Source organism: Pseudomonas sp. SK (assembly GCF_012975065.1).
Taxonomy (GTDB): Bacteria; Pseudomonadota; Gammaproteobacteria; order Pseudomonadales; family Pseudomonadaceae; genus Aquipseudomonas; species Aquipseudomonas anuradhapurensis.
This window is the reverse complement of record NZ_CP051857.1, coordinates 983,554-1,009,110: the sequence shown is the minus strand read 5'-3', so window position 1 is coordinate 1,009,110 and position 25,557 is coordinate 983,554. Positions and strand designations below refer to the sequence as shown.

Annotated in this window: 25 protein-coding genes; 3 read left to right on the top strand and 22 right to left on the bottom strand. The window is 63.6% G+C overall.

Translation table 11 applies throughout. The annotated features are described in order from the left end of the window. Window positions 1–147: 147 nt before the first annotated feature. The gene (locus tag HG549_RS04645; protein ID WP_170028361.1) at window positions 148–2,430 is read left to right on the top strand and encodes a TonB-dependent siderophore receptor; all 2,283 of its coding nucleotides are present in this window, start codon (window positions 148–150) and stop codon (window positions 2,428–2,430) included. 46 nt (window positions 2,431–2,476) lie between these two features. On the opposite strand, the gene HG549_RS04640 is transcribed toward HG549_RS04645, so the two are convergent. Beyond that, window positions 2,477–2,941: a hypothetical protein gene (locus tag HG549_RS04640; RefSeq protein ID WP_170028360.1), complete on the bottom strand. Its 465-nt coding sequence runs from the start codon at window positions 2,939–2,941 to the stop codon at window positions 2,477–2,479. Window positions 2,942–3,034: 93 nt separating this feature from the next. Between HG549_RS04640 and HG549_RS04635 the strand changes: the two genes are divergently transcribed. Then, window positions 3,035–5,584 (top strand): sulfite reductase flavoprotein subunit alpha, encoded by a 2,550-nt coding sequence (locus tag HG549_RS04635; RefSeq protein ID WP_170028359.1) that lies wholly within the window; start codon window positions 3,035–3,037, stop codon window positions 5,582–5,584. A 142-nt stretch (window positions 5,585–5,726) separates the two neighbouring features. On the opposite strand, the gene HG549_RS04630 is transcribed toward HG549_RS04635, so the two are convergent. The 21 genes from HG549_RS04630 to trmJ form a co-directional block, all read right to left on the bottom strand. Further along, a complete protein-coding gene (locus tag HG549_RS04630) occupies window positions 5,727–6,518 on the bottom strand; it encodes an amidohydrolase (RefSeq protein WP_170028358.1) in 792 nt (263 codons plus the stop codon). Continuing rightward, entirely contained in the window at window positions 6,506–7,654 is a 1,149-nt protein-coding gene (locus HG549_RS04625; protein ID WP_170028357.1) for a pyridoxal phosphate-dependent aminotransferase, read from the bottom strand. Before HG549_RS04625 ends, HG549_RS04630 begins: the two co-directional genes overlap by 13 nt. Window positions 7,655–7,865: 211 nt before the next feature. Then, complete coding sequence (gene der, locus HG549_RS04620) at window positions 7,866–9,332, bottom strand: ribosome biogenesis GTPase Der (RefSeq protein ID WP_170028356.1); 1,467 nt, start codon at window positions 9,330–9,332, stop codon at window positions 7,866–7,868. 117 nt (window positions 9,333–9,449) lie between these two features. Continuing rightward, window positions 9,450–10,592: an outer membrane protein assembly factor BamB gene (gene bamB / locus HG549_RS04615; protein ID WP_170028355.1), complete on the bottom strand. Its 1,143-nt coding sequence runs from the start codon at window positions 10,590–10,592 to the stop codon at window positions 9,450–9,452. After that, complete coding sequence (locus HG549_RS04610; RefSeq protein ID WP_170028354.1) at window positions 10,593–11,231, bottom strand: tetratricopeptide repeat protein; 639 nt, start codon at window positions 11,229–11,231, stop codon at window positions 10,593–10,595. A 39-nt stretch (window positions 11,232–11,270) separates the two neighbouring features. Next, entirely contained in the window at window positions 11,271–12,560 is a 1,290-nt protein-coding gene (gene hisS / locus HG549_RS04605) for a histidine--tRNA ligase (RefSeq protein WP_075043833.1), read from the bottom strand. A gap of 24 nt (window positions 12,561–12,584) precedes the next feature. Beyond that, window positions 12,585–13,694, bottom strand: coding sequence for a flavodoxin-dependent (E)-4-hydroxy-3-methylbut-2-enyl-diphosphate synthase (ispG, locus tag HG549_RS04600; RefSeq protein WP_038408727.1), 1,110 nt, complete (start codon window positions 13,692–13,694; stop codon window positions 12,585–12,587). A gap of 3 nt (window positions 13,695–13,697) precedes the next feature. Next, complete coding sequence (locus tag HG549_RS04595; protein WP_170028353.1) at window positions 13,698–14,756, bottom strand: RodZ family helix-turn-helix domain-containing protein; 1,059 nt, start codon at window positions 14,754–14,756, stop codon at window positions 13,698–13,700. Next, a complete protein-coding gene (gene pilW / locus HG549_RS04590) occupies window positions 14,753–15,514 on the bottom strand; it encodes a type IV pilus biogenesis/stability protein PilW (RefSeq protein ID WP_170028352.1) in 762 nt (253 codons plus the stop codon). The genes HG549_RS04595 and pilW overlap by 4 nt, the downstream gene beginning before the upstream one ends. Window positions 15,515–15,528: 14 nt before the next feature. After that, the gene (gene rlmN / locus HG549_RS04585; protein WP_170028351.1) at window positions 15,529–16,674 is read right to left on the bottom strand and encodes a 23S rRNA (adenine(2503)-C(2))-methyltransferase RlmN; all 1,146 of its coding nucleotides are present in this window, start codon (window positions 16,672–16,674) and stop codon (window positions 15,529–15,531) included. Between the two features lie 24 nt (window positions 16,675–16,698). After that, the gene (ndk, locus tag HG549_RS04580) at window positions 16,699–17,130 is read right to left on the bottom strand and encodes a nucleoside-diphosphate kinase (RefSeq protein WP_023382208.1); all 432 of its coding nucleotides are present in this window, start codon (window positions 17,128–17,130) and stop codon (window positions 16,699–16,701) included. Window positions 17,131–17,219: 89 nt separating this feature from the next. Then, window positions 17,220–17,420, bottom strand: a complete 201-nt coding sequence (gene iscX, locus HG549_RS04575) for a Fe-S cluster assembly protein IscX (protein WP_110699949.1) — start codon at window positions 17,418–17,420, stop codon at window positions 17,220–17,222. 10 nt (window positions 17,421–17,430) lie between these two features. After that, complete coding sequence (gene fdx / locus HG549_RS04570; protein WP_170028350.1) at window positions 17,431–17,772, bottom strand: ISC system 2Fe-2S type ferredoxin; 342 nt, start codon at window positions 17,770–17,772, stop codon at window positions 17,431–17,433. A 3-nt stretch (window positions 17,773–17,775) separates the two neighbouring features. After that, window positions 17,776–19,638, bottom strand: coding sequence for a Fe-S protein assembly chaperone HscA (gene hscA, locus HG549_RS04565; protein ID WP_170028349.1), 1,863 nt, complete (start codon window positions 19,636–19,638; stop codon window positions 17,776–17,778). 42 nt (window positions 19,639–19,680) lie between these two features. Continuing rightward, window positions 19,681–20,202 (bottom strand): co-chaperone HscB, encoded by a 522-nt coding sequence (gene hscB / locus HG549_RS04560; RefSeq protein WP_170028348.1) that lies wholly within the window; start codon window positions 20,200–20,202, stop codon window positions 19,681–19,683. Between the two features lie 8 nt (window positions 20,203–20,210). After that, window positions 20,211–20,534: an iron-sulfur cluster assembly protein IscA gene (iscA, locus tag HG549_RS04555; protein WP_170028347.1), complete on the bottom strand. Its 324-nt coding sequence runs from the start codon at window positions 20,532–20,534 to the stop codon at window positions 20,211–20,213. A gap of 28 nt (window positions 20,535–20,562) precedes the next feature. After that, window positions 20,563–20,949 (bottom strand): Fe-S cluster assembly scaffold IscU, encoded by a 387-nt coding sequence (iscU, locus tag HG549_RS04550; protein ID WP_003248539.1) that lies wholly within the window; start codon window positions 20,947–20,949, stop codon window positions 20,563–20,565. 46 nt (window positions 20,950–20,995) lie between these two features. Next, entirely contained in the window at window positions 20,996–22,210 is a 1,215-nt protein-coding gene (locus tag HG549_RS04545; protein ID WP_170028346.1) for an IscS subfamily cysteine desulfurase, read from the bottom strand. A 46-nt stretch (window positions 22,211–22,256) separates the two neighbouring features. Next, entirely contained in the window at window positions 22,257–22,748 is a 492-nt protein-coding gene (iscR, locus tag HG549_RS04540; protein WP_051099959.1) for a Fe-S cluster assembly transcriptional regulator IscR, read from the bottom strand. Window positions 22,749–22,927: 179 nt separating this feature from the next. Then, window positions 22,928–23,713: a serine O-acetyltransferase gene (cysE, locus tag HG549_RS04535; RefSeq protein ID WP_170028345.1), complete on the bottom strand. Its 786-nt coding sequence runs from the start codon at window positions 23,711–23,713 to the stop codon at window positions 22,928–22,930. A gap of 3 nt (window positions 23,714–23,716) precedes the next feature. Further along, the gene (gene trmJ / locus HG549_RS04530) at window positions 23,717–24,472 is read right to left on the bottom strand and encodes a tRNA (cytosine(32)/uridine(32)-2'-O)-methyltransferase TrmJ (RefSeq protein ID WP_170028344.1); all 756 of its coding nucleotides are present in this window, start codon (window positions 24,470–24,472) and stop codon (window positions 23,717–23,719) included. Between the two features lie 151 nt (window positions 24,473–24,623). Between trmJ and suhB the strand changes: the two genes are divergently transcribed. Continuing rightward, window positions 24,624–25,442 carry an inositol-phosphate phosphatase gene (gene suhB, locus HG549_RS04525; protein WP_170028343.1) on the top strand — a complete coding sequence of 273 codons (819 nt, stop codon included), beginning with the start codon at window positions 24,624–24,626 and terminating at the stop codon, window positions 25,440–25,442. The last annotated feature ends 115 nt before the right edge of the window (window positions 25,443–25,557 follow it).

The window sequence follows — 25,557 nt, the reverse complement described above, 5'->3', positions numbered from 1 at the left end:
CCGGCAAGACGCTACAGGCGGATGAAACCGTAAAGGCAAATTGTAAAGTTTGTAAATTATTCGCGAATGGTAACCGATCTCAATTGAGACTCTTAATTGCTTACATTAAGATCCGCGGCCTTGAAACCTTGGGGAAGGTCCTGAGCAATGCGCCAATCCGTACCAACTGCAGTGAGTTCACCACGCCTGATCGCCTCCGCCATCGGCGTTGCCCTCAGCGCCTCGACGGCCTACGCCGCCGACCCGGCCGCCAGCAACGCGATCACCCTGGATGCCACCAGCGTCCAGGGCAAGGCCGAACAGGCCAGCACCGACTACAAGGTCGAGAAGGCTTCCTCGCAGAAGTACACCGCGCCATTGGTGGACACCCCGCGCTCGGTCACCGTGATCCCGCAGCAAGTGATCAAGGACACCACCGCCCTGACCCTGCAGGACGCCCTGCGCACCGTGCCGGGCATCACCTTCGGTGCTGGCGAAGGTGGCAACCCGCAAGGCGACCGCCCGTTCATCCGCGGCTTCGATGCCCAGGGCGACACTTACCTGGATGGTGTACGTGATACCGGCGCGCAAACCCGCGAGATCTTCGCCATCGAATCGGTGGAAGTGGCCAAGGGCCCGAACTCTGCCATCGGTGGCCGCGGCGCCGCGGGTGGCACCATCAACCTGGTGAGCAAGCGCGCGCACCTGGGCAACTCGCTGGACGGCGCCTGGACCTGGGGCAGCGACCAGACCCAGCGCTACACCTTCGATGGCAACTACCAGTTCAGCGACAGCGCGGCCGGGCGCCTGAACCTGATGACCCACGAAAGCAACGTCGCCGGCCGTGACAAGGTCAACTACGACCGTTGGGGTATCGCCCCGTCGCTGGCCTTCGGCCTGGGCACGCCGACCCGCGTCAACCTCGACTACTACCACCTGGAAAGCGACGACCTGCCGGATTCCGGCATCCCCTACAGCATCCCGGCTGGTGGCAGTAACGCGCGTACTTCGGCCCATCCGAGCAAGCCGATCGACGGCGGTGACAGCGACAACTTCTACGGCCTGACCGGCCGCGACTTCCGCAAGACCCGCACCGATATCGCGACCATCGCCATCGAGCATGACCTCAGCGATTCGCTGACCATCAAGAACACCCTGCGTCACGGCAACAGCATGCAGGACTATGTGCTGACCCAGCCGGACGACAGTGCCGGCAACGTGAACAACAACGGTGTATGGCGTCGCGCCAACAGCCGTGTGGGCAATACCGCTACCACCACCAACCAGACCGACCTGTTCGGCGAGTTCTTCGTGGCAGGTTTCAAGAACAGCTTTTCCACCGGTATCGAGCTCAGCAAGGAAGACTCCGACCGCCAGAGCTACACCGTCACGCCCAACAGCAAGCTCACCTGCAGCGGGCCCGGCAATGGCGGTAGCTGCACCTCGCTGAGCGACCCGAACCCGGACGACGCCTGGGACGGCACCGTCACGCGCAACTACGCCGGTACCAAGACCAGCGGCAAGACCCGGGCGATCTATGCGTTCGACACATTGGAGCTGACGCCCCAGTGGCTGTTGAACATGGGCCTGCGTTACGACCACTTCGATACCCGCTTCCGCACCTACAACGCCAATGGCGCAACCAGCGTGAACAAGAATGGCGTCCCTCTCAAAGGCCGCGACAAGAGCGAATTCTTCACCGGCCAGCTGGGTCTGGTCTGGAAGCCGGCCGAGAACGGCAGCATCTATGTTTCCTACGCCACATCCGCGACTCCGCCTGGCGCCATGCTCGGCGAAGGTACCGAGACCAACCCACAGTCAGGCACCACTGACCGCGGCGGCAACATTCTCAGCAGCGACCTGGAACCGGAAGAAACCAGCAACTACGAAATCGGTACCAAGTGGGACTTGCTGGACGAACGCCTGTCGCTGGCGGCCGCGATCTTCCGCACCGAGAAGGAAAACGCCCGTGTGCAGGTGGACACTACCAGTTACGAAAACGTCGGCGAAACCCGGGTCCAAGGCATCGAGCTGTCGGCCAGCGGCAAGTTGACCGACAAGTGGCAGGTGTTCGCCGGCTACACCTACCTGCAAGCCCGCCAGATCGACGGCGGGCCGATGGGCAAGGCCAACGATGGCAACCAGCTGCCGAATACGCCGAACAACAGTGCCAGCGTGTGGACCACTTACGCCATTACGCCCAAGCTGACCGTCGGCGGTGGCGCGTTCTACGTGGATGACGTATATGGCAACGTAGCCAACACCACCATGGTCGACAGCTACGTGCGCTACGACGCCATGGCCGCCTACAAGCTGACCAAGAATGTCGACCTGCAGCTGAACGTGCAGAACTTGACCAACGAGGTGTACTACGACAAGGCGTTCTCGACCCACTTCGCCAACCAGGCGGCCGGGCGGACTGCGCTGTTGACCACCAGCGTGCACTTCTGATCGTGAGAAACTCCTGGGCCCTGGCCCAGGAGTGATGTGGCAGCTGTCAGTAACCTATAACCTTGGCTTTGAATACGACGACATTTCCTTCGCACGCATTGAGCAATCCGTCGTGGGTTCTACCCAGGCGTTCACCACTGGCCGTGCGCAGGTGAAATTGCAGATCGGACTCATCGTTCCAGGCATTGAGCGGCTCGACTTTCCAGCGGGTGTCTTCGGCGTCCACCCGATACAACCCTGCATAACCATTGCGGCTGAGATTGAGCTGCGTTTGCCAGTAACCTCCCGCGCGCGTGACACTGGTAATCCTGTAATGCAGGCGCGCGTCAGACTCGCGATGGATGAAATCGAACCTGAAATCAATCGGCAGGCTACGTTCATCGCCCTCAACTGTCGTCAGCCAACCACTCTGGGCAGGCACAGATGAAAGTGTTACACCCAATCGTTTCTGGTGTTCTTCGCCAAGTACGGAAATCTGCGCGGTAAAGCTCCTGGATAACATGTATGACATTGGCCTATTCCGAGATTGATATGTAAGGCGACTCAATTTACTGTCGCTCGCCGCCCGCCCCACAGGCCGAACCGTTTCCAAGGACCGCATTACGTGAAAAAGACGCTGTTCCAGTTGCACTGGTTGTTCGGCATCAGCGCTGGCCTGGTGCTGGCCTTGATGGGCATTACCGGGGCCTTGTATTCGTTTCAGGACGAACTGCTGCGTGCCTTCAATGCCGATGTCCTCAAGGTAGAAGTGCGCACCGAAGGCGTGCTGCCGCCGGCCGAGCTGGTACGGCGGGTGGAGGCCCAGCAACACGACAAGGTGGCAATGCTGTGGGTTGACGTGCGCGACGGCAATGCCGCACGTATCTTCTTCACGCCGCCACCGGGCGAGCGCCGTGGCCAGCTGCGCTATGCCGACCCCTACACCGGCGAACTCAAGGGTGAAGCAGCCGGCCAAGGCTTCTTCAACCTCATGCTCAACCTGCACCGTTTTCTGGCCATGGGCGACACTGGCCGGCAGATTACCGGTGCCTGCACCTTGATGCTGGTATTCTTCTGCCTGTCCGGCCTGTACCTGCGCTGGCCGCGCAATGCGCTGGACTGGCGCGCCTGGCTGACCCTCGACTGGGCCAAGACGGGCCGTGCGTTCAACTGGGACCTGCACGCCGTGGCCGGCACCTGGTGCCTGCTGTTCTACCTGCTGTTCGCCCTGACCGGGCTGTTCTGGTCCTACGAGTGGTACCGCGAAGGCCTGAACCGGCTGCTGGCCGACGCCCCAGCCAGCGGCCAGCAGCAACGTGGCGAAGGCCGTGGCCGCCACGGGCCGCAGCACAGCGACAAGAACGCCCCGCCGCTGGTGGTCGACTATGACGCGATCTGGGCCAACCTGAAGGACGCTGCGGGCCCGGGCCTGGCCATGTACAACCTGCGCCTGCCACCGGTGGGCGGCCAACCGGCCAACCTGTTCTACCTGCTGGAAAACGCCGACCATCCGCGTGCCTTCAACACCCTGGTGCTGGACCCAGCCACCGGCCAGGTAAAAAAGCATGACCGCTACAGCGAAAAATCCTTCAAGGCGCAACTGCTGCAGAGCGTCTACGCCCTGCATGTCGGCGAATACTTCGGCCTGCCGGGGCGCATCATCGTCACCCTCGCCAGCCTGAGCATGCCGCTGTTCTTCGTCACCGGCTGGCTGCTGTACCTCGACCGCCGCCGCAAGAAGCGCCAGGTGCGCGCCGCACGTGGCAAGGTCGCCGACAGCCATGGCAGCGGCGACAGCTGGCTGATCGGGTTTGCCAGCCAGAGTGGCCTGGCCGAGCAGCTTGCCTGGCAGAGCGCCGGTCAGTTGCAGGCTGCCGGCCTGGCGGTACAGGTGCGCGCCCTGGCCGAACTAGGGGAAAGCGACCTGCGCCAGGCCCGCCGTGCGCTGTTCGTGGTCAGCACCTTCGGCGACGGCCAAGCCCCGGACAGCGCCCGCGTGTTCGAGCGCAAGGTGCTCGGCCAGCCTTGGGCGCTGAACAACCTCAGCTATGCCCTGCTCGCCCTCGGCGACCGCCAGTACCCGCACTTCTGCGGCTTCGCCCGGCGCCTGCAGGCGTGGCTGGGTGAGCGCGGTGCCAGCAGCGCATTCAGCCCGGTGGAAGTGGACAACGCCGACCAGGCCGCCCTGCAGCAGTGGCAGCAGCAACTGGCGCAACTGACTGGCGCCCAGCCAGTGGCGGCCTGGCAGCCGCCGAGCTTCGGCAACTGGTCACTGGTGCGCCGGGTACTGCTCAACCCGGGCAGCCAGGGCCAACCGGTGTACCTGCTCGGCCTGCAGCCGCAACAGCCCGCCAGCTGGGAAGCCGGCGACCTGGTCGAGATCCTGCCACTCAATGGCCAGCCGCGGATCGACGCCTTCCTCGCTGGCATGGCGCTGGATGCCGGGGCCCAGGTGCAGGTGAACGGCCTGGCTGAAACCCTCGCCCAAGCCTTGGCCGGCCGGCAGTTGCCGGCCCGTCGCGAGCATCTGGTCGGCTTGCAGCCGCAAGCGCTGGCCGATGCACTGGTGCCGATCGGCAGCCGCGAATACTCGATCGCCTCGATCGCCAGCGATGGCGTGCTGGAACTGATCGTGCGCCAGGAACGCCACGCCGATGGCCACCTGGGCCTGGGCTCCGGCTGGCTGACCGAGTACCTGCCGCTGAACGGCACGCTGAGCCTGCGGGTGCGGCGTAACAGCAGCTTCCACCTGCCGGAAACGGCGGCACCGCTGGTGCTGATCGGTAACGGCACCGGCCTGGCCGGCCTGCGCAGCCTGATCCGCGCGCGGGTGAATGCAGGTGAGCAGCGCAACTGGCTGCTGTTTGGCGAGCGCAACCGGGCGCACGACCTGTTGTGTGGCGACGAACTGCAAGGCTGGCTGGCCAGCGGCGACCTGGCGCGCCTGGACCTGGCGTTTTCGCGGGACCAGGCCGAGAAGGTGTATGTGCAGGATGTGTTGTGGCAACAGGCCGATGAGTTCAAGCGCTGGATGCACGACGGCGCCTGTGTATATGTCTGCGGTAGCCTGCAAGGGATGGCGGCGGGTGTCGACACGGCGCTCAATGGCATCCTGGGCGAAGCAGTAGTGCAGCAACTGATCGAGGATGGACGCTACCGACGGGATGTGTACTGATAACGCAACCTCTGTAGGAGCGCCCTTGTGTCGCTAAGGGCCGCAAAGCGGCCCCGGCAATCTTCGCATCGCCACCAGAACCCTGGGGCCGCTCTGCGGCCCTTCGCGACACAAGGCCGCTCCTACAGGGGCCAGTGGCAGCTCAATGGAGTTCGAAGGTATCGGCATCCAGGTTGGCCGGGAACTTGGCACGGTACGCCGCCAGTTCCGCCGCGCTCAATACGGCGGTGAACACCCCGTCCGCCTCCCCGGCACTGAGCAGGCTCTCGCCCTGGAAGTCCAGCACCTGGCTGTCGCCAGAATAGGCGAAGCCCTTGCCATCGGTGCCCACCCGGTTCACCGCCGCCACATAGCACAGGTTCTCGATGCCCCGGGCCGGCAACAGGCGGTTCCAGTGCTGGCGCCGCGCAGCCGGCCAGTTGGCGGTGTACAGCAGCAGGTCGGTGTCCTGGGCATCGCGGCTCCACACCGGGAAACGCAGGTCGTAGCAGATCAGCGGGCGAATCCGCCAGCCTTTGAGCTCGAACTGCACCTGGCGCTCGCCCGGGGTGTAGTGCTTGTGCTCACCAGCCATGCGGAACAGGTGGCGCTTGTCGTAGTGCAGGATCTCGCCATCCGGCCGTGCCCACAGCAGGCGGTTACGGTGGCTGCCATCGGCGGCCTGGATGATCACGCTGCCGGTGACAACCGCGTTGCACTTCTTCGCCTGGGCCCTCAACCATTTGTAGGTCGGGCCATTCTCAGGCTCGCACAGGCTCTGCGACTGCATCGAGAAACCGGTGGTGAACATTTCCGGCAGAATCACCAGGTCCACCTCGCCGACCTGCGCCAGCAGCTCCTCGAAGTGCGCGTAGTTGGCCTCGCGGTCGTGCCAGGCCAGGGTGGTTTGCACCAGGGCGACTTTCAGGTTGGGCAGTGTGCTCAGATCGCGCATAGTCTTTCCGCTGCCTGACGCAGCGTCTCCTCTCGTTTGGCAAAGCACAGGCGGACCAGGCGTTGCTCGGGGATGGGCTGCTGGTAGAACACCGACACCGGGATGCTCGCCACACCGTGCTCACGGGTCAGCCACAGTGCCATGTCGACATCGTTCAGGTCCGGGCGGATCTGCGAATAGTCCACCAGCTGGAAATAGGTACCCGCCGTGCGGGTGAAACGAAACCGCGAGCTGTCCAGCAAACCGCAGAACAGGTCGCGCTTGGCCTGGTAGAAGGCCGGCAATTGATCGATATGCTCGGGGTGCTCGGCCATGAACTCGGCCAAGGCGCACTGCAGCGGCGTCACCCCGCAGAAGTTGACGTACTGGTGCACCTTGCGCAGCTCGGCACTCAGCGCCGGCGGCGCGATCACATAACCGGTCTTCCAGCCGGTAACGTGATAGGTCTTGCCGAACGAGCTGACCACGAAAGCGCGCGAGTACAGCTGCTCATGGGCCAGTACGCTGGCATGGCGCACCCCGTCATAGACCAGATGTTCGTACACTTCATCGCTGATCAGGTAGATATCGCGGCCGGCGATCAGCTGCGCCAGCTGGTCCAGGTCTGCACGGCTGATCAGCGCACCGCTGGGGTTGTGCGGCGAGTTGAGGATGACCAGGCGCGTGCGCGGGCTGAGCGCATCGGCGAACTGCTGCCAGTCGATACGGAAGTCGCCATCGCTCAGGCGCACATGCACGCAACGGCCACCGGCCAGTTCCACGGACGGTTCGTAGCTGTCATAGCACGGGTCGAAGACGATCACTTCGTCGCCAGTATGGACCAGCGCCTGGATGGCACAGAAAATCGCCTCGGTGGCACCGGGCGTGATGGTCACTTCCTGGTCGGCATCCACCTGTGCGCCGTATAGCCGCGCGACCTTGGCCGCCACCTGCTGGCGCAACGCCGGCAAGCCGGTCATCGGTGAATACTGGTTATGCCCGGCAGCCACATGCCGGCCCACTGCATCGAGCAGCGCCTGCGGGCCGTTGAAGTCGGGGAAGCCTTGCGACAGGTTGAGCGCACCGGTCTGCGCGGCGAGCTGGGACATGCTGGTGAAGATGGTCGTGCCGACGTTCGGCAGTTTGCTGCGGATCATGAAGCCCTCTTTCCTGGGGTGTATCCGGCACGGGTTGAGAGTCCGAGCATAGCGGATCGAGCGGTCAGGAAAAAGGTTGAAACGCTGGGGGCATTGCGCTGGGTCAAAGGGCGATTCGCGGGCTTGCCCGCTCCCACAGGTACTGCACGTAGCTCAAGGGTCGTACCGTATCTGTGGGAGCGGGCAAGCCCGCGAAGAAGCTGACGCGAAATCAGCGTTTCTTGTCGCGACGCTTCTTCTCGGCCTTCTTGTGGTGCGACATCAGGCGGCGTTTCTTGTTGACCTGACGATCGGTGAGGGTGTTCTTCTTGCCCTCGTACGGGTTCTCACCGCCCTTGTATTCGATGCGAATCGGCGTACCGACCAGTTTCAGCACACGGCGGTAGGTGTTTTCCAGGTAACGCGAGTACGACTTCGGAATCTTGTCGGTCTGGTTACCGTGGATCACGATCAGCGGCGGGTTGGCACCACCGAGGTGGGCATAGCGCAGCTTGATGCGGCGGCCATTGACCAGCGGCGGCTGGTGCTCGCTCACGGCATCTTCGAGGATCTGCGTCAGGCGGCTGGTCGGCCAACGGGTCACGGCCGACTTGAACGCGGCCTGCACCGACTTGTACAGGTGGCCTACGCCGGTGCCGTGCAGGGCGGAGATGAAGTGAATGTCGGCGAAGTCGACGAAGAACAGCCGGCGCTCCAGCTCGGTCTTCACGTAGTCGCGTTCGCCAGGCTCCATGCCGTCCCACTTGTTCAGGGCGATGACAATGGCGCGGCCGGCTTCCAGGGCGAAGCCCAGCAGGTTCAGGTCATGGTCCACCACGCCTTCGCGGGCGTCCATGACGAAGATCACCACGTTGGCGTCCTTGATCGCCTGCAGCGTCTTCACCACCGAGAACTTCTCGACTTCCTCGTGGATCTTGCCACGCTTGCGCACGCCGGCGGTGTCGATGAAGGTGTACTTCTCGTCATCGCGCTCGAACGGGATGTAGATGCTGTCGCGGGTGGTGCCCGGCTGGTCGTACACCACCACGCGCTCTTCGCCGAGCATGCGGTTGACCAGGGTCGACTTGCCAACGTTGGGGCGGCCGATGATGGCGATCTTGATGCCGTCCTTCTCGCTCGGGCCAGGGATGCGCACCGCTTCTTCGCCTTCGGCGACTTCGGCGTCCAGCGCTTCCTCGACCTGGTCGCGCGGCAGGTGGCCGAGCACGGCCTCCATCAACGCATTGATGCCACGGCCCTGGGAGCCCGCCACCGGAATGGCATTGCCCATGCCCAGCGGCGAGAACTCGGCGCGGGCGACATCGGCGTCGATGTTGTCGATCTTGTTGGCAACCAGGATCGCTTCCTTGTTCCGCTTGCGCAGGTGCTCGGCGATCATCTGGTCAGCAGCGGTCATGCCGGCACGGGCATCGACCAGGAACAGCACATAGTCGGCTTCTTCGATGGCCATGAGCGACTGCTCGGCCATTTTCTCGTCCATGCCCACTTCGTCACCGGTGATACCACCGGTGTCGATCAGGATGAAGGAACGACCCTGCCAGCTGGCATCACCGTACTGGCGGTCACGGGTCAGGCCCGAGAGGTCACCAACGATGGCATCGCGGGTCTTGGTCAGGCGGTTGAACATGGTGGATTTGCCGACGTTCGGGCGGCCCACCAGGGCGATTACGGGAACCATTCGGCTCTCCACTCTTGAATTCTTGAAAATGCAAAGGCCGCTGCAAGGCAGCGGCCGGAGTTCGGGCGGCGCGTCCAGCGCCGCGGCTTGAAGCCCGCCAAGGCTTCAAGCATAGCTTCAGCGGATGGTCAGTGCCTCGAGCTTGCCGCTGTTGCCGAAGACGTAGATGGTGTCGCCGACCACAAGTGGGCGGGCACGCAGGCCATCGCTGTCGATACGCTCACGGCCGACGAAGCGGCCATCGACCTGGCTCAGCAGGTGCAGGTAGCCCTCGAAGTCACCCACAGCCACGTAGCTGGAGAACACTTCCGGCGCGGTCAGCTGGCGACGCGCCATGGTGTCGTTGCTCCACAGCGCGCTGGAAGAGCGTTCATCGACGCTTTCGACAGTGCCGGAAGCTTCGCTGACGTAGACGTTGCCGAAGCCCTGGGCGACACCCACGTAGCTGGAGGCATCACGCTGCCACAGCACCCGGCCGCTTTCCAGGTCCAGGCCCGCGACGCGGCCCTGGTAGGTGCTGACGTACAGGGTACCACCCGACAGCAGCAGGCCGCCGTCGATATCGACCACACGGTCCAGCTCGGAACGGCCTTGCGGAATCGCCACACGGCTTTCCCACACCGGCACACCGTTGTTGATGTCTACCGCCACCACCTTGCCGGTGGACAGGCCGGCGACGGCCAGGCGGTTGGTGACGATCGGCGCGCCGGTGCCACGCAGGGTCAGCACGGCCGGGCTGTTCTCGTAGATCCAGCGGCGGTCACCGGTAGCGGCATCCAGGCCGATCAGGCGATCGTCCTGGGTCTGCACGACTACTACATCACCATTGTTGGCAGGCGGGGCCAGCACTTCGCTGGTCACCCGGGAGCGCCAGCGCTCCTCGCCAGTGCTGGAGTCCAGGGCAATCACTTCACCCTTGAGGGTACCCAGCATGACCAGGCCATAGCCGACGCCGACAGCACCGGAAACCGGCAGCTCGAGGTCCTTCTTCCACACCACGTCGCCGGTGATGCGGTCGAGGGCGAAGACTTCGCCATTGACGTCGGAGGCATAGATGCGGTCGTTTTCGATGGCCGGCACCAGGGTGTTGTAGGTTTCGCCCTGGCCGTCACCGATCGAACGGCTCCACTGCTTCTTCAGCACCACTTCCTCGGTGAACTTGGTCAGCTCGGCCGGGGGCAGTTCCTTCTTGCTGTTGCTGCTGCAACCCGCGGCCAGTACGGCCAGGGTCAGCACTGCTGCATGTTTCCAACCGATCACTTACGCGTCCCCTTTGGCCAAGTCATCCAGCTTCAATTGCAGGCCACCGACCGCTGCCTCATCGGACAACGCAGCCTTGGCTTTCTCGTAAGCACTGTGCGCGTCATCGGCACGACCCAGTTGCACCAGCAGGTCACCCTTCAATTCTTCACGGCTGGCCAGGAAGGCCTGGTCGGCATCCCCGTCGAGCAGCTTGAGGGCGTCCTCGGCCTTGTTCTGGGCAGCCAGTACGCGAGCCAGGCGCTGCCGTGCAATTTCGCCCAGGGTGGTATCGGCCGGCTTGTCCAGCACGCTTTTCAGCTCGGCAGCGGCGTCATCGAGCTTGCCGCTCTCGACTGCGACCTTGGCCACGAACAGGCTGCCGTACTGGGCGTAGGCGGTACCGCCGAACTCGCTCTTGAGCTTGCCGGCCAGTTCCGCGACCTTGGTCGCGTCAGGCTGGCCAGTGGGCGTCAGGCTGGTTTCCAGCAAGGCCTGGTACAGCTGCGAGGCACCTTGCGACTGATTGTTCTGGTACTTGTGCCAGGTATTCCAGCCCAACACCACCACGCCAGCCAGCAGGGCACCGGTCAGCAGCGGCTTGCCGTTGCGGTTCCACCAGTCCTTGACCCCTGCCAGTTCATCATCGGTACTCGACACCCCAATACTCCTTTTCGCCTATTCGCTTGTTGAACCGCGTTACGCCTGCGCGATCGCGGTTTCCAGGTGCTCAGCCAGAGCATCCCAGGCAATGTTCTGTTGTTCGCCCTGACCACGCAGGGGCTTGAAGCCGATCTCTTGCTTGGCCAGCTCGTCATCACCGAGGATCAGCGCGAACAGCGCGCCACTCTTGTCGGCTTTCTTGAACTGGCTCTTGAAGCTGCCGCCCCCGGCGTTGACGGCCAGGCGCAGGCCCGGCAGGCGGTCACGCAGGCCTTCGGACAAGCGCAGGCCAGCCAGTTCGGCCTGTTCACCGAAGGCACAGAGGTAGACGTCGATCTGCCGGCTGATGGACTCGGGCACCTTGCCCAGGGTTTCCAGCAGCAGGATCAGGCGCTCGATGCCCATGGCGAAACCGACGCCCGGGGTCGGTTTGCCGCCCATCTGCTCGACCAGGCCGTCGTAGCGGCCACCAGCGCAGACCGTACCCTGGGCGCCGAGCTTGTCGGTCACCCACTCGAACACGGTCTTGCTGTAGTAGTCCAGGCCACGCACCAGCTTGGTGTTGATCACGAACGGGATACCGGCAGCGTCCAGGCGGGCCTTGAGGCCCTCGAAGTGCACGCGCGATTCTTCGTCCAGGTAGTCTTCCAGCTTCGGCGCACCGACCAGCACCGCCTGGGTGTTCTGGTCCTTGCTGTCGAGGATGCGCAGCGGGTTGCTCTTGAGCCGGCGCTGGCTGTCTTCATCCAGCTGCTCCAGGCGTGCCGAGAGGAACTCGACCAGCGCATCGCGGTAGCGCGCACGGGCCTCGCTGGTGCCCAGGCTGTTGAGCTCCAGCTTGACCGCGTCCTGGATGCCCAGCAGGCCCCACAGGCGCCAGGTCAGCATGATCAGCTCGGCGTCGATGTCCGGGCCATCCAGGTTGAACACTTCCACGCCAATCTGGTGGAACTGGCGGTAGCGGCCTTTCTGCGGGCGCTCGTGGCGGAACATCTGGCCGATGTACCACAGTTTCTGTACCTGGCCGTTGCCGGTGATGCCATGCTCGAGCACCGCACGCACACAGGCGGCAGTGCCTTCCGGGCGCAGGGTCAGCGAATCGCCGTTGCGGTCCTCGAAGGTGTACATCTCTTTTTCGACGATGTCGGTCACTTCACCGATGGAGCGCTTGAACAGCTCGGTGAACTCGACGATCGGCGTGCGGATCTGGCTGTACCCGTAGGTATCCAGCAGGCCGGCCACGGTGCCTTCGAAGTAGCGCCACAGCGGCGACTGTTCAGGCAGGATGTCGTTCATGCCACGGATGGCTTGCAGCGATTTGCTCACGAAAAGTCCTTACGAATTCGGGTGTCAGCCACGGACGATCAACGCCGCGTCGGCTTCGGCCTTTTCGGCCGCTTTCTGGCGGATGAGCTTTTCCAGCTCGTCGACCAGGTTGTCGTTGGTCAGCTTCTGCGCCGGCTTGCCGTCGATATAGACCAGGTTCGGCGTACCGCCGGTCAGCCCCACATGGGACTCCTTGGCTTCGCCCGGGCCGTTGACCACGCAACCGATCACCGCCACGTCCAGCGGTACCAGCAGGTCTTCCAGGCGCCCTTCCAGCTCGTTCATGGTCTTGACCACATCGAAGTTCTGCCGCGAGCAGCTCGGGCAGGCGATGAAGTTGATGCCACGCGAGCGCAGGTGCAGCGACTTGAGGATGTCGTAGCCGACCTTCACTTCTTCGACCGGGTCGGCCGCCAGCGAGATACGGATGGTATCGCCAATGCCTTCGGCCAGCAGCATACCGAGGCCGACAGCGGATTTCACCGTGCCGGAACGCAGGCCACCGGCTTCGGTGATGCCCAGGTGCAGCGGCTGCACGATCTGCTTGGCCAGCAGGCGGTAGGCTTCGACGGCCATGAACACGTCGGAGGCCTTGACGCTGACCTTGAAGTCCTGGAAGTCCAGGCGGTCGAGGTGCTCGACGTGGCGCAGCGCCGACTCGACCAGCGCAGCCGGGGTCGGTTCGCCATACTTCTTCTGCAGGTCCTTCTCCAGGGAGCCGGCGTTGACGCCGATACGGATCGGGATGCCACGGTCGCGGGCCGCATCGACCACCGCGCGCACGCGGTCTTCACGGCCGATGTTGCCCGGGTTGATACGCAGGCAGTCGACGCCCAGTTCGGCTACGCGCAGGGCGATCTTGTAGTCGAAGTGAATGTCGGCAACCAGCGGCACGCTGACCTGCTGCTTGATGCGGCCGAACGCCTCGGCGGCGTCCATGTCCGGCACCGAGACCCGCACGATGTCCACGCCGGCATCGACCAGGCGCTGGATCTGCGCCACGGTGGCGGCCACATCGTTGGTGTCGGTGTTGGTCATGCTCTGCACCGCGATGGGCGCATCACCACCCACAGGCACATTGCCGACCCAGATTTTGCGGGATTCGCGACGTTTGATCGGAGATTCGCCGTGCATGACTTACTGTCCCAACTTCAGGCGAGCGGTTTCGCCACTGGTGAACGGGGCAACATCGACGGCCTGGCCGTTGTAGCTGACCTGGGCGCCACGGGCAAAGCCCAGGCGTACCGCGAACGGCGGCTTGCCGGTCAGCTCGAGGTTGTCCCCCTTGCGCTTGATGGCGCTGAACAGCACCTTGCCATTGCCATCGCTGACCTGGGTCCAGCAATCGGCGCTGAACTGGATGGCCACCTTGCCACTGCCGGCCGGCACTTCGGCGGGCACGGCGGGCGTGGCAGGCTCGGCGGCGGCTACGGTCGCCGCCGGGGCGCTCGGAGCAGCCGCCGGGGCCGGAGCGACCGGCGCAGCCGGCGCAGGCGCCACCACCGGTGCACTGACCGCTGGCTGCGCCGGAGCCGGCTGCGCAGGCGCCGGGGCAGGTGCTGCGGCAACGGCGGCGGCGGCGCTTGCCGGGGCCTGTTCGGTGACAGCGGCGGGTTGCCCGCTGGTGCCCTGCTCCAGCGGCAGCGGCGCGCTCTCGGGCTGCTGGCCAGCCGAAACGGCCTGGTCTTCAGGCTCATCGAGCGGGTGAATCTGGGTGGTACCGTCGGCGCTTTCGACTTCGACGTGCTCCAGGGCGATCTTGGCCAGGTCCTTGCCACGCAGGCTGCCCTGGTCCTGCCACCAGACGAAGCCGCCACCGACCACGGCCACCAGCAACAGCAGGCTGACGCCACGCAGGATGTTGTGCGACAGGCGCACCGGCTCCTCGATACGGCCCAGCGAGTGCACGTCGCTGCCTTTGGCGTGAGTACCGGTGTAGCGGTCGAAGGCATCTACCAGGGCCGCCTGGTCCAGGTCCATCAGCTTGGCATAGGCGCGGATGTAGCCACGGGCAAACGTATGCCCGGGCAGCTTGTCGAAGGCGCCGGTTTCCACGTGGTTCAACGAACTGACAGTGAGGTTGAGCTTGCGGGCCACCTCGGCTTGTGACCAGTCCCGGTTCTCACGGGCCTGACGCAAAAGCTCACCGGGGTTCTGGCCAGGCGCTACTGCTACTTCGGGATGCGCGGCTTTCATCGTTGCTCCGACAGGTATTGCTGATATTCCGGCGTACCGGGATAAAGTCGTTGTAATTGCTGACCCAGCTCGGCCAGTTTGCCCTGCTCGTCGAACACCCTGGCAAGGCGGCTGCCCAGCAGCAGGCTACGGGCATCGTGTTCGCTCAGTTGGCTGAAACGATCGTAGTAGTCCCGGGCCGGCACATAATGCCTGTTTTCGTAGGACAACTCAGCCATTTCCAACAACGCTTTCGGTTGCCGCTGGTTGAGTTGCAAAGCTTTCAGCAAATAGGCGTGCGCCTGGTCGCGGCGCTCGAGCTTCAGGGCGGTCAGGCCCAGGTTCTCGTAAACGCGTGAACGCTCAGGATACAGGGTATCGGCGCTGGCCAGGCGAAACATCTGCTCGGCCTCGGCAAATCGCCCCTGAGCATAAAGGAAACTGCCGTAATTGTTGCGAATTCGCGTGTCGCCAGGGCGCGCCTGCAGTGCCTTGCGGTAGTGGCTTTCGGCCATTTCGGCCTCGCCTTCGGCCTGCAGCACCAGCGCCAGGGCGGCATGCGCATCGGCGTCGTCGTTGTTCAGGGCCAAGGCCTTGCCCAGCGGCGCCTTGGCCTGCTCGGTCAAACCTTGTTGCAAATAGCCCAGGCCAAGCTGCACATAAGCCCGCCCTGCCTCTGCCCTGCCCTGGCGGCTGGCCAGGGGGTCGCCCGCGCCGCCCGACACGCAGCCGGCCAGCAGCGAAAGCGCAAGGATCGACAGCGCGGCGCGCAGGCTCATGGGCAAGGTCCCGGTCAGTGCTGCGCAGCGCTGTCTTGCAGGTCGGCGTCCGCAGAAAGCTGGCGCACAGCGATATAGCGCTCGCTGCGGCGGGTGCGGTCGTTGACCTGGCCAACCAGCTGGCCGCAGGCGGCGTCGATGTCATCACCACGGGTAGTACGGGTGGTGACGTTGAAGCCACCGTGGTGCAACAGGTCCTGGAAGCGGCGGATAGCGTTGTTGCTCGGCCGCTCGTAGCCCGAATGCGGGAACGGGTTGAACGGGATCAGGTTGATCTTGCACGGCACGTCGCGCAGCAGCTCGATCATTTGCGCAGCGTGCTCGGGCTGGTCGTTGACGTCCTTGAGCAGGGTGTACTCGATGGTCAGCACGCGCTTGCCACCCAGGGTGGACATATAGCCCATGCACGATTCCAGCAGCATCTTCAGCGGGTACTTCTTGTTGATCGGTACCAGCTTGTTGCGCAGTTCGTCGTTCGGCGCGTGCAGCGACAGGGCCAGCGACACGTCGATGTGCTTGGCCAACTCGTCGATCATCGGCACCACGCCTGATGTCGAGAGGGTGACGCGACGCTTGGAAATGCCATAGCCGAGATCTTCCATCATGATCTTCATGGCGGCGATGACATTGTCGAAATTCAGCAGGGGTTCGCCCATGCCCATCATGACCACGTTGGTAATGGCGCGGTCGATCTTGGCCGGAACGGTCCCGAAGGATTTGTTGGCAAGCCACACCTGGCCGATCACTTCGGCGGCGGTGAGGTTGCTGTTGAAGCCTTGCTTGCCGGTGGAGCAGAAGCTGCAATCCAGGGCACAGCCGGCTTGCGACGAGACACACAGGGTGCCGCGGTCGTCGGTGGGGATGTAGACGGTTTCGACGCAGCTGCCGGAAGCAACGCGCACCACCCACTTGCGGGTGCCGTCGGCGGAAATGTCTTCACTGACCACTTCCGGGCCCCGAATCTCGGCAACGGCCTCGAGCTTTTCGCGCAAGGCCTTGCCGACATTGGTCATGGCGGCGAAATCGTCGACGCCATAGTGGTGAATCCATTTCATGACCTGACCGGCACGAAAACGCTTCTCTCCGATCGACTCGAAGAATTTTTCCATTTCCTGCAGGGTCAGGCCCAACAGGTTGATCTTGCCAGTCATGTCACTCATGGAATCACCCAAGACCTGCTTCGCTTAGCGAATGCGGTCGCACAGCTCGGTAGCGGAGAAGAAGTAAGCGATTTCGCGGGCAGCCGAAGCTTCCGAGTCGGAACCGTGAACGGCGTTCTCGTCGATGGAAACGGCGAAGTCAGCACGGATGGTGCCGGCAGCAGCTTCTTTCGGGTTGGTGGCGCCCATCAGCTCGCGGTTGGCCAGAACGGCGTTTTCGCCTTCCAGAACTTGAACGATGACCGGGCCGGAAGTCATGAAGGCAACCAGGTCAGCGAAGAAGCCGCGCTCTTTGTGCTCGGCGTAGAAGCCTTCGGCTTCGGCTTTGGACAGTTGCTTCATTTTCGAAGCGACGACGCGCAGGCCGGCTTTCTCGAAACGAGTGGTGATCTCGCCGATGACGTTCTTGGCGACGGCGTCAGGCTTGATGATGGAGAAAGTACGTTGAACAGCCATGGAAAACTCCAGAAAAATGAGTGTTGCGAAAAATTAAACCCGCGAATTATACGCGGGTTCCAGGGGATTGCCTAACCTGCAGGACGCGTTCAGTCGGCTTCATCGATCCAGGCCGCCTGGATGGCCTCGAGCACCTTCTCACCGCCGCGTGACGGATCGTCGCTGAATTCTGGCAAGGCCAGCACCCAACGGTGCAGATCGACGAAATTCACATAACGAGGATCGACGTCAGGCTTGCTTTCTGCAAGCTGGATGGCGATCTCAAGTACATCAATCCATTTCAGGCTCATGGAACAAACCTCAGTGCGGCGCTTCGGCGGCGTGGTTGAGCGAATACTTGGGGATTTCGATGACCAGGTCCTGGTCAGCGACGACCACCTGGCAGCCGAGGCGCGATTGAGCCTCCAGGCCCCAGGCCTTGTCCAGCATGTCCTCTTCCAGCTCGTCGGCTTCTTGCAGCGAGTCGAAGCCCTTGCGCACGATGCAATGGCAGGTGGTGCAGGCCTTGACGCCGCCGCAGGCGCTTTCCATCTCGATGTGATGGTCGTGGGCCAGCTCCAGGATGTTGGTCCCGGGCTCAACCTCCACAGTCAGCCCTTCCGGGCAGAATTTCTCGTGCGGCAGGAATGTCACCAGCGGCATCGGTTACTCCTCGATCTCATTCAGGTTGCGCCCGGCCAGTGCGGCTTTGACCGTCGAATCAAGGCGACGGGCGGCAAATGCGTCGGTCACCTGCGACAGACGCTTGGTCTGTTGCTCGATAGCAGCGCCATCGGTGCCGGCCAGCAAATCACGTAGTTCTTGCATCTGGAATTCGATGGCTTCGCGTTCGTCACTGCTGAGCAGGCGTTCGCCATCGGCGTCCAGGGCGCCCTGTACCGCTTCGAGCAGGCGTTCACCGTCCACCTGGTGCTCGCGCAACTGGCGGGCCTGCTTGTCGGAACCTGCGTGTTCGAAGGAATCCTTGAGCATGCGGGCAATTTCGCCGTCGGTCAGGCCGTAGGACGGCTTGACCTGGATGCTGGCTTCCACGCCCGAACCCAGCTCGCGGGCAGCGACACTGAGCAGGCCGTCGGCGTCGACCTGGAAGGTGACGCGGATCTTTGCCGCACCGGCGACCATGGCCGGAATGCCGCGCAGCTCGAAACGCGCCAGCGAGCGGCAGTCGCTGATCAGCTCGCGCTCACCTTGCAGCACATGGATCATCATGGCCGTCTGGCCATCCTTGTAGGTGGTGAACTCCTGGGCCCGCGCCACCGGAATGGTGGTGTTGCGCGGGATCACCTTCTCCATCAGCCCGCCCATGGTCTCGAGGCCAAGCGACAGCGGGATGACATCGAGCAGCAGCAGTTCGCCACCCTCACGGCGGTTGCCGGCCAGGGTATCGGCCTGGATCGCGGCACCGATGGCCACTACCTGGTCAGGGTCGATCGAGGTCAGCGGGGTGCGCCCGAACAACGCGCCCACCGCTTCGCGCACACGCGGCACGCGGGTCGAGCCACCGACCATGACCACGGCACTGACTTCCTCCAGCTCGATACCGCTGTCGCGCACGGCGCGGCGACAGGCCTTGAGGCTGCGGGCGACCAGCGGTTCGATCATGGCCTCGAAAGCGGCACGGCTGAGTTCGCCCTGCCAGGCGCCATGGCGGACACTGACCACGTCAGCGTCGGTCAGGGCTTCCTTGGCGGCACAGGCGGTTTGCAGCAATGCGCGCTGGGTGGCGGGATCCAGGTCGGACGACAGGCCGGCCTGCTCGATGATCCAGCCGGCAATCGCGTGATCGAAGTCGTCACCACCCAGGGCGGTATCGCCACCGGTGGCCAGCACTTCGAACACGCCGGCGGTCAGGCGCAGAATGGAAATATCGAAGGTGCCACCGCCCAGGTCATAGATGGCCACCACGCCCTCGGCGTTCTGGTCCAGGCCATAGGCCACGGCGGCCGCGGTCGGCTCGTTGAGCAGGCGCAGCACATTGAGGCCGGCCAGGCGCGCAGCGTCCTTGGTGGCCTGGCGCTGGGCGTCGTCGAAATAGGCCGGCACGGTGATCACCGCGCCTACCAGCTCACCGCCCAGGGTGGCTTCGGCACGCTCGCGCAGCACCTTGAGGATGTCGGCGGACACTTCAACCGGGCTCTTCGGCCCCTGTACGGTATCGATGAACGGCATGTGCGACTCACCGCCAACGAAGCGATAGGGCAACTGCTCGCCCAGTTGCTTGACGTCGGCCAGGCCGCGCCCCATCAGGCGCTTGACCGACAGCACGGTGTTCAGCGGGTCGCTGGAGGCAGCATCACGCGCAGCCTGCCCCACTTCGTTGCGCCCTTCGAGGTAGCGCACCGCGGACGGCAGAATGACGTTGCCCTGCGCGTCGGGCAGGGGCTCGCTACGGCCGCTGCGCAGAGCGGCGACCAGGGAGTTGGTGGTACCCAGGTCGATCCCCACCGCCAGGCGGCGCTGATGCGGCTGAGGGCTTTGACCGGGTTCGGCAATCTGCAGTAGGGCCATGCTTATCTGAATACCTTAGGTGCCATCACGGGCAGCACCGGGTTAGTCGTCGAGGCGCTCTTCCAGTTGGCGCACTTCTTGGGCGAGCTTGTCGAGGAATTGCATGCGGCGCATCAGGCGCTCGGCCTTGTCGCGCTCGCCCGGGGCGTCCCAGCAGGCGGCAAAATCCTCGTTCAGCGTGTCCTGGGCGACCTTCAGGCGCTTCTTGAACACACCGACACCATCAAGGTCGGCTTCGTCCTGCAGCTCTTCGAGCTCCTCGCGCCACTGCATCTGCTGCAACAGGAAGTCCGGGTCGTGGACCGTGACTTCCTGGGGCACTTCGTGGCCGCTGATGGCCAGCAGGTAGCGGGCGCGACGCGGCGCACTGCGCAGGGTCTGGTAGGCGTCGTTGAGGGCTGCGGACTTTTCCAGGGCTACGCGTTGCTCGCGCTCGGAGGCATCGGCAAAGCGGTCGGGATGGACTTCGCGGGCCAACTCGCGATAGCGAGTGGCCAGCTTGTCGAGATCCAGACGGAAGCTTGGCTGGAGGTCAAACAATGCGAAATGACAAGGAGTACCCACAGCCAGCCTCAAACGTTGAAGCTTTCGCCGCAGCCACACTCACCGCGCACGTTGGGGTTGTTGAACTTGAAGCCTTCGTTCAACCCTTCCTTGACGAAGTCCAGTTCGGTGCCGTCGAGGTAGACCAGGCTCTTGGGATCGATGATCACCTTGACGCCATGGTTCTCGAACACCTGGTCTTCCTCCGCCAGTTCGTCGACGAACTCCAGCACGTAGGCCAGGCCCGAGCAACCGGTGGTGCGCACGCCCAGGCGAATGCCTTCACCCTTGCCGCGCCCTTCCAGGGAACGCCGCACGTGGTTGGCGGCGGCTTCTGTCATGCTGATAGCCATCTGCACTCCTTACCTCGCAACAGGCGACTTAGATCAAGCCTTTCTTCTGCTTGTAATCGCGTACCGCTGCCTTGATGGCATCTTCGGCGAGTACCGAGCAGTGGATCTTGACCGGCGGCAACGCCAGTTCTTCGGCCAGCTGGGTGTTCTTGATGGTTTCGGCTTCGTCCAGGGTCTTGCCCTTCATCCACTCGGTGGCGAGGGAGCTGGAAGCGATGGCCGAACCGCAGCCATAGGTCTTGAACTTGGCGTCTTCGATCACGCCCTGTTCGTTGACCTTGATCTGCAGGCGCATCACGTCACCGCAGGCCGGGGCGCCGACCATGCCGGTGCCGACGTCCGGGTCTTCGGCATTCATCTTGCCGACGTTGCGCGGGTTTTCGTAGTGGTCGATGACCTTTTCACTGTATGCCATGGTGCAATTCCTTCCTCATCAGGGAGCCGCTCTTGCCGGCGACTGCTTAGTGGGCGGCCCACTCGATCTTGGAGATGTCAACGCCGTCTTTGTACATGTCCCACAGCGGCGACAGCTCACGCAGTTTGTTCACTGCCTCGCAGACCTTCTGCGCGGCGTAGTCGACTTCTTCTTCGGTGGTGAAACGGCCGAAGGAGAAGCGGATCGAGCTGTGCGCCAGCTCGTCGTTGCGGCCCAGGGCGCGCAGTACGTACGACGGCTCGAGCGACGCGGAGGTGCATGCCGAACCGGACGATACGGCGATGTCCTTCAGCGACATCAGCAGCGATTCGCCTTCGACGTAGTTGAAGCTCAGGTTCAGGTTGTGCGGTACGCGGGCGGTCTGGCTGCCGTTGACGTACAGCTCTTCCAGGTTGGAAACCTGCTTGAAGAAGCGCTCGCTCAGGCCCTTGATGCGCGCGTTTTCAGCGGCCATTTCCTGCTTGGCGATGGCGAAGGCCTCGCCCATGCCGACGATCTGGTGGGTCGGCAGGGTGCCCGAACGCATGCCGCGCTCATGGCCACCGCCGTGGATGATGGCTTCCAGGCGCACACGCGGCTTGCGGCTGACGTACAGCGCGCCGATACCCTTGGGGCCGTAGACCTTGTGCGCCGAGAACGACATCAGGTCGACCTTCAGCTTCTGCAGGTCGATTTCGACCTTGCCGGCCGACTGCGCGGCATCGACGTGGAACAGCACGCCGCGCGAGCGGGTCAGTTCACCGATGGCGGCGATGTCGTTGATCGAGCCGACTTCGTTGTTCACGTGCATCAGCGAGACCAGGATGGTGTCGTCACGCAGCGCCGCCTCGACCATGGCCGGGGTGACGATGCCGTCTTCGCCCGGCTCCAGGTAGGTGACTTCGAACCCTTCACGCTCCAGCTGGCGAGCAGTGTCCAGCACCGCCTTGTGCTCGATCTTGGAGGTGATGATGTGCTTGCCCTTGGTCTGATAGAAGTGCGCGACACCTTTCAGTGCGAGGTTGTCGGACTCGGTGGCACCGCTGGTCCAGACGATTTCGCGCGGATCGGCATTGATCAGTTCGGCAACCTGACGGCGACCGTTCTCGACCGCTTCCTCGGCCTTCCAGCCGAAGACATGGGAGCGCGAAGCCGGGTTACCGAAGTTCCCGTCAACCAGCAGGCACTCGGCCATCTTCTGGGCCACACGTGGGTCGACCGGGGTGGTCGCGGAGTAATCGAGGTAGATCGGCAACTTCATTTGTCTCTCCTATCAGGCGGTGGCGTCGCTCGTCGTCCCAAGGGGATCAATCGACGGCGGACGTCTCAATCTTGTCCAGCTGGGCGGCTCGGCCTGCGACACGACGCAGGTCCTGGCGCTGGGCGACTTCCTGCACCTCACGGCGCATGACGAGGTCGGCCAGGCTGATGCCGCTGAGGAATTCATGGATCTGCTGGCTGAGGTCGCACCACAGGTGGTGGGTCAGGCAGGTATCACCGGCATGGCAGTCCCCGAGGCCCTGGCAGCGGGTGGCATCGACCGATTCGTTGACCGCATCGATGACCTGGGCCACCTGGATGGTTTCCATGCCCCGCGACAGCTGGTAGCCACCGCCTGGACCGCGCACGCTGGAAACCAGGCTGCTGCGGCGCAGCTTGGCGAACAGCTGCTCCAGATAAGAGAGGGAAATGCCCTGGCGCTCGGAAATGTCGGCCAAAGACACCGGCCCATGCTGCGCGTGCAACGCCAGGTCGAGCATGGCGGTCACGGCGTATCGGCCTTTGGTAGTCAGTCGCATGGCTATTGGGTACCACGGGAGTTTCGGGATGTGTGCGAGTATGCGATTCCCGAGCATTTAAGTCAACTATTAGACCTAGTGCTTTAGTCGGGTTTGCATCGGGGAGGCGGGCGCGATTGTAGCAGACCAGGGGCGTGAGCACACGCCCCGTATGTCACGGCACCGCGGGCACGGCGCAATCAATGCGGCTGAGTGTCGCGCTGGGCCACCTCAGCGACATCCTTGAAGTCATCTTCCGGCAGGGCCGGCAGCTCCTTGGCGCAATAATCGCTGCCCATCTTGGTCAGAGCGCCGCACATCCCCTCAAGCCGCTCGTCGACCGCTTGCAGGTGATCGAGCATCTGGCCGATGGCACGGGCCACCGGATCGGGCATGTCACCGCTGACCCCGTAGGCATCGAAGCCGATCTTCTCGGCCATGGCCTTGCGCTTGGCCTCGACTTCAGTGTCTTCGCTCTTGACGATGATTCGCCCCGGAATACCCACCGCCGTGGCGCCCGCCGGCACCGCCTTGGTCACCACCGCATTGGAGCCGATCTTGGCCCCGGCGCCGACGGTGAACGGGCCCAGCACCTTGGCCCCCGCCCCTACCACCACGCCGTTTTCCAGGGTGGGGTGGCGCTTGCCCTTGTTCCAGCTGGTGCCGCCCAGGGTCACCCCCTGGTACAGGGTGACATCATCGCCGATCTCGGCGGTTTCACCGATGACGATGCCCATGCCATGGTCAATGAAGAAGCGCCGGCCGATGGTGGCACCGGGGTGGATCTCGATGCCGGTCAGCCAGCGCCCGAAGTTCGACACCAGGCGGGCCAGCCATTTGAAATCACGCTTCCACAGGGCATGACCCAGGCGGTGCAGCCAGATGGCGTGCATGCCGGGGTAGCAGGTGAGCACCTCGAAGGCATTGCGCGCGGCCGGGTCGCGGTGGAATACGCTTTGAATATCTTCACGCAGGCGTTCGAACATCTGTCAGTCCTTCCGTTTATGCGGCTCGCCGCGGACCACTTTCTGGGTCTCGGTGAGGATGCCGCGCAAAATGCTCATTTCCGAACGTTCGACCGCGACCCGCCCATACAGCCGGCGCAGGCGCGGCATCAGGTGCTTGGGCTTTTCGGGGTCGAGGAAGCCGATACCGACCAGGGTCTTCTCCAGGTGGTCGTAGAACAGCTCCATTTCGTCCATGGTCGCCAGTTCGCTGGCGTCAACCTTGTCGACCTTGCCCGGCGCTTCGCCGGCCGCCAGCCAGGCCATGCGCACCTCGTAGGCGAGCACCTGGACAGCCGCAGCCAGGTTCAGCGAGCTGAAGTCGGGGTTGGAGGGAATGTGCACGTGGAAGTGACATCGCTGCAGTTCTTCGTTGGTCAGGCCGGCGTGCTCGCGCCCGAACACCAGGGCGATCTCCTCGCCGCCATTGGCATGTTCCACTGCCTTGGCTCCGCATTCACGCGGGCCGATCAGTGGCCAGGGGATGCTCCGCTCGCGGGCGCTGGTGCCCATCACCAGGTTGCAGCCGACCAGCGCCTGCTCCAGGCTGTCGACCACCTGGGCGCTGTCCAGCACATCGTCGGCCCCGGAGGCTCGGGCGCTTGCATCCACGGCGGGAAATTCTTTCGGCTGCACCAGCACCAGACGCGACAAGCCCATGTTTTTCATGGCTCGTGCAGCGCCGCCGATGTTGCCGGGGTGGCTGGTATTGACCAGAACAACACGAATATTTTGCAGCAAGGTGTTGTGCTCACAGATGCAGGAATCAGGGCTTCCGATCTTACAGAACCGACAGACGTAACGCCACGAAAGCAAATGTGACACTTCTGCCGCCAAAGTTTTCTGCTAGAATGATCGGCTTTCTTCTTTAACATCTCCAGGTGACCCGCCCATGCAGCCTATGCTGAATATCGCCCTGCGCGCCGCTCGCAGCGCCAGTGAACTGATTTTCCGCTCCATCGAACGCCTGGATAGCATCAAGGTCGATGAGAAAGAGGCCAAGGACTACGTTTCCGAAGTCGATCGCGCCGCCGAGCAGAGCATCGTCAACGCCCTGCGCAAGGCCTACCCGAACCACTCCATCCAGGGCGAGGAAACCGGCCTGCACGCGGGTAGTGGCGAAGAAGGCAAGGACTACCTGTGGATCATCGACCCGCTGGACGGCACCACCAACTTCCTGCGTGGCATCCCGCACTTCGCGGTCAGCATCGCCTGCAAATACCGTGGCCGCCTTGAGCACGCCGTGATCGTCGACCCGGTTCGCCAGGAAGAATTCACCGCCAGCCGTGGCCGTGGCGCCCAGCTCAATGGCCGCCGCCTGCGCGTCAGCTCGCGTACCAGCCTCGAAGGCGCCCTGCTGGGCACCGGCTTCCCGTTCCGTGACAGCCAGATGGCCGAGCTGGACAACTACCTGGGTATGTTCCGCGCGCTGACCGGCCAGACCGCCGGCATCCGCCGCGCCGGCTCCGCCAGCCTGGACCTGGCCTACGTTGCCGCTGGCCGTTTCGACGCCTTCTGGGAGTCGGGCCTGTCCGAGTGGGACATGGCGGCCGGCGTGCTGCTGATCCAGGAAGCGGGCGGCCTGGTCAGCGACTTCAACGGTGGCCATGACTTCCTCGAGAAAGGCCATATCGTTGCTGGCAACATCAAGTGCTTCAAGGCGGTGCTGACCGCCATCCAGCCGCACCTGCCAGAAAGCATGAAGCGCTAAGCGCGAATTGCAGATACGAAAAAGCACCCCGCGGGGTGCTTTTTTTGTGCCTGTACCCATATCCCAGGGCTTTCGCGATCCGTGTAGGAGCGGCCTTGTGTCGCGAAAGGGGTGC

Bases quoted from the DNA above. Each gene is read 5' to 3' on its own strand.
- HG549_RS04645 (WP_170028361.1), top strand. From the start codon at position 148: ATGCGCCAATCCGTACCAACTGCAGTGAGTTCACCACGCCTGATCGCC.
- HG549_RS04640 (WP_170028360.1), bottom strand. From the start codon at position 2,941: ATGTCATACATGTTATCCAGGAGCTTTACCGCGCAGATTTCCGTACTT.
- HG549_RS04630 (WP_170028358.1), bottom strand. From the start codon at position 6,518: ATGCGCGATCTGAGCACACTGCCCAACCTGAAAGTCGCCCTGGTGCAA.
- HG549_RS04625 (WP_170028357.1), bottom strand. From the start codon at position 7,654: ATGATCCGCAGCAAACTGCCGAACGTCGGCACGACCATCTTCACCAGC.
- der (WP_170028356.1), bottom strand. From the start codon at position 9,332: ATGGTTCCCGTAATCGCCCTGGTGGGCCGCCCGAACGTCGGCAAATCC.
- ispG (WP_038408727.1), bottom strand. From the start codon at position 13,694: ATGCACGGCGAATCTCCGATCAAACGTCGCGAATCCCGCAAAATCTGG.
- HG549_RS04595 (WP_170028353.1), bottom strand. From the start codon at position 14,756: ATGAAAGCCGCGCATCCCGAAGTAGCAGTAGCGCCTGGCCAGAACCCC.
- pilW (WP_170028352.1), bottom strand. From the start codon at position 15,514: ATGAGCCTGCGCGCCGCGCTGTCGATCCTTGCGCTTTCGCTGCTGGCC.
- rlmN (WP_170028351.1), bottom strand. From the start codon at position 16,674: ATGAGTGACATGACTGGCAAGATCAACCTGTTGGGCCTGACCCTGCAG.
- ndk (WP_023382208.1), bottom strand. From the start codon at position 17,130: ATGGCTGTTCAACGTACTTTCTCCATCATCAAGCCTGACGCCGTCGCC.
- iscX (WP_110699949.1), bottom strand. From the start codon at position 17,420: ATGAGCCTGAAATGGATTGATGTACTTGAGATCGCCATCCAGCTTGCA.
- fdx (WP_170028350.1), bottom strand. From the start codon at position 17,772: ATGCCGCTGGTGACATTCCTGCCGCACGAGAAATTCTGCCCGGAAGGG.
- hscA (WP_170028349.1), bottom strand. From the start codon at position 19,638: ATGGCCCTACTGCAGATTGCCGAACCCGGTCAAAGCCCTCAGCCGCAT.
- iscA (WP_170028347.1), bottom strand. From the start codon at position 20,534: ATGGCTATCAGCATGACAGAAGCCGCCGCCAACCACGTGCGGCGTTCC.
- iscU (WP_003248539.1), bottom strand. From the start codon at position 20,949: ATGGCATACAGTGAAAAGGTCATCGACCACTACGAAAACCCGCGCAAC.
- HG549_RS04545 (WP_170028346.1), bottom strand. From the start codon at position 22,210: ATGAAGTTGCCGATCTACCTCGATTACTCCGCGACCACCCCGGTCGAC.
- iscR (WP_051099959.1), bottom strand. From the start codon at position 22,748: ATGCGACTGACTACCAAAGGCCGATACGCCGTGACCGCCATGCTCGAC.
- cysE (WP_170028345.1), bottom strand. From the start codon at position 23,713: ATGTTCGAACGCCTGCGTGAAGATATTCAAAGCGTATTCCACCGCGAC.
- suhB (WP_170028343.1), top strand. From the start codon at position 24,624: ATGCAGCCTATGCTGAATATCGCCCTGCGCGCCGCTCGCAGCGCCAGT.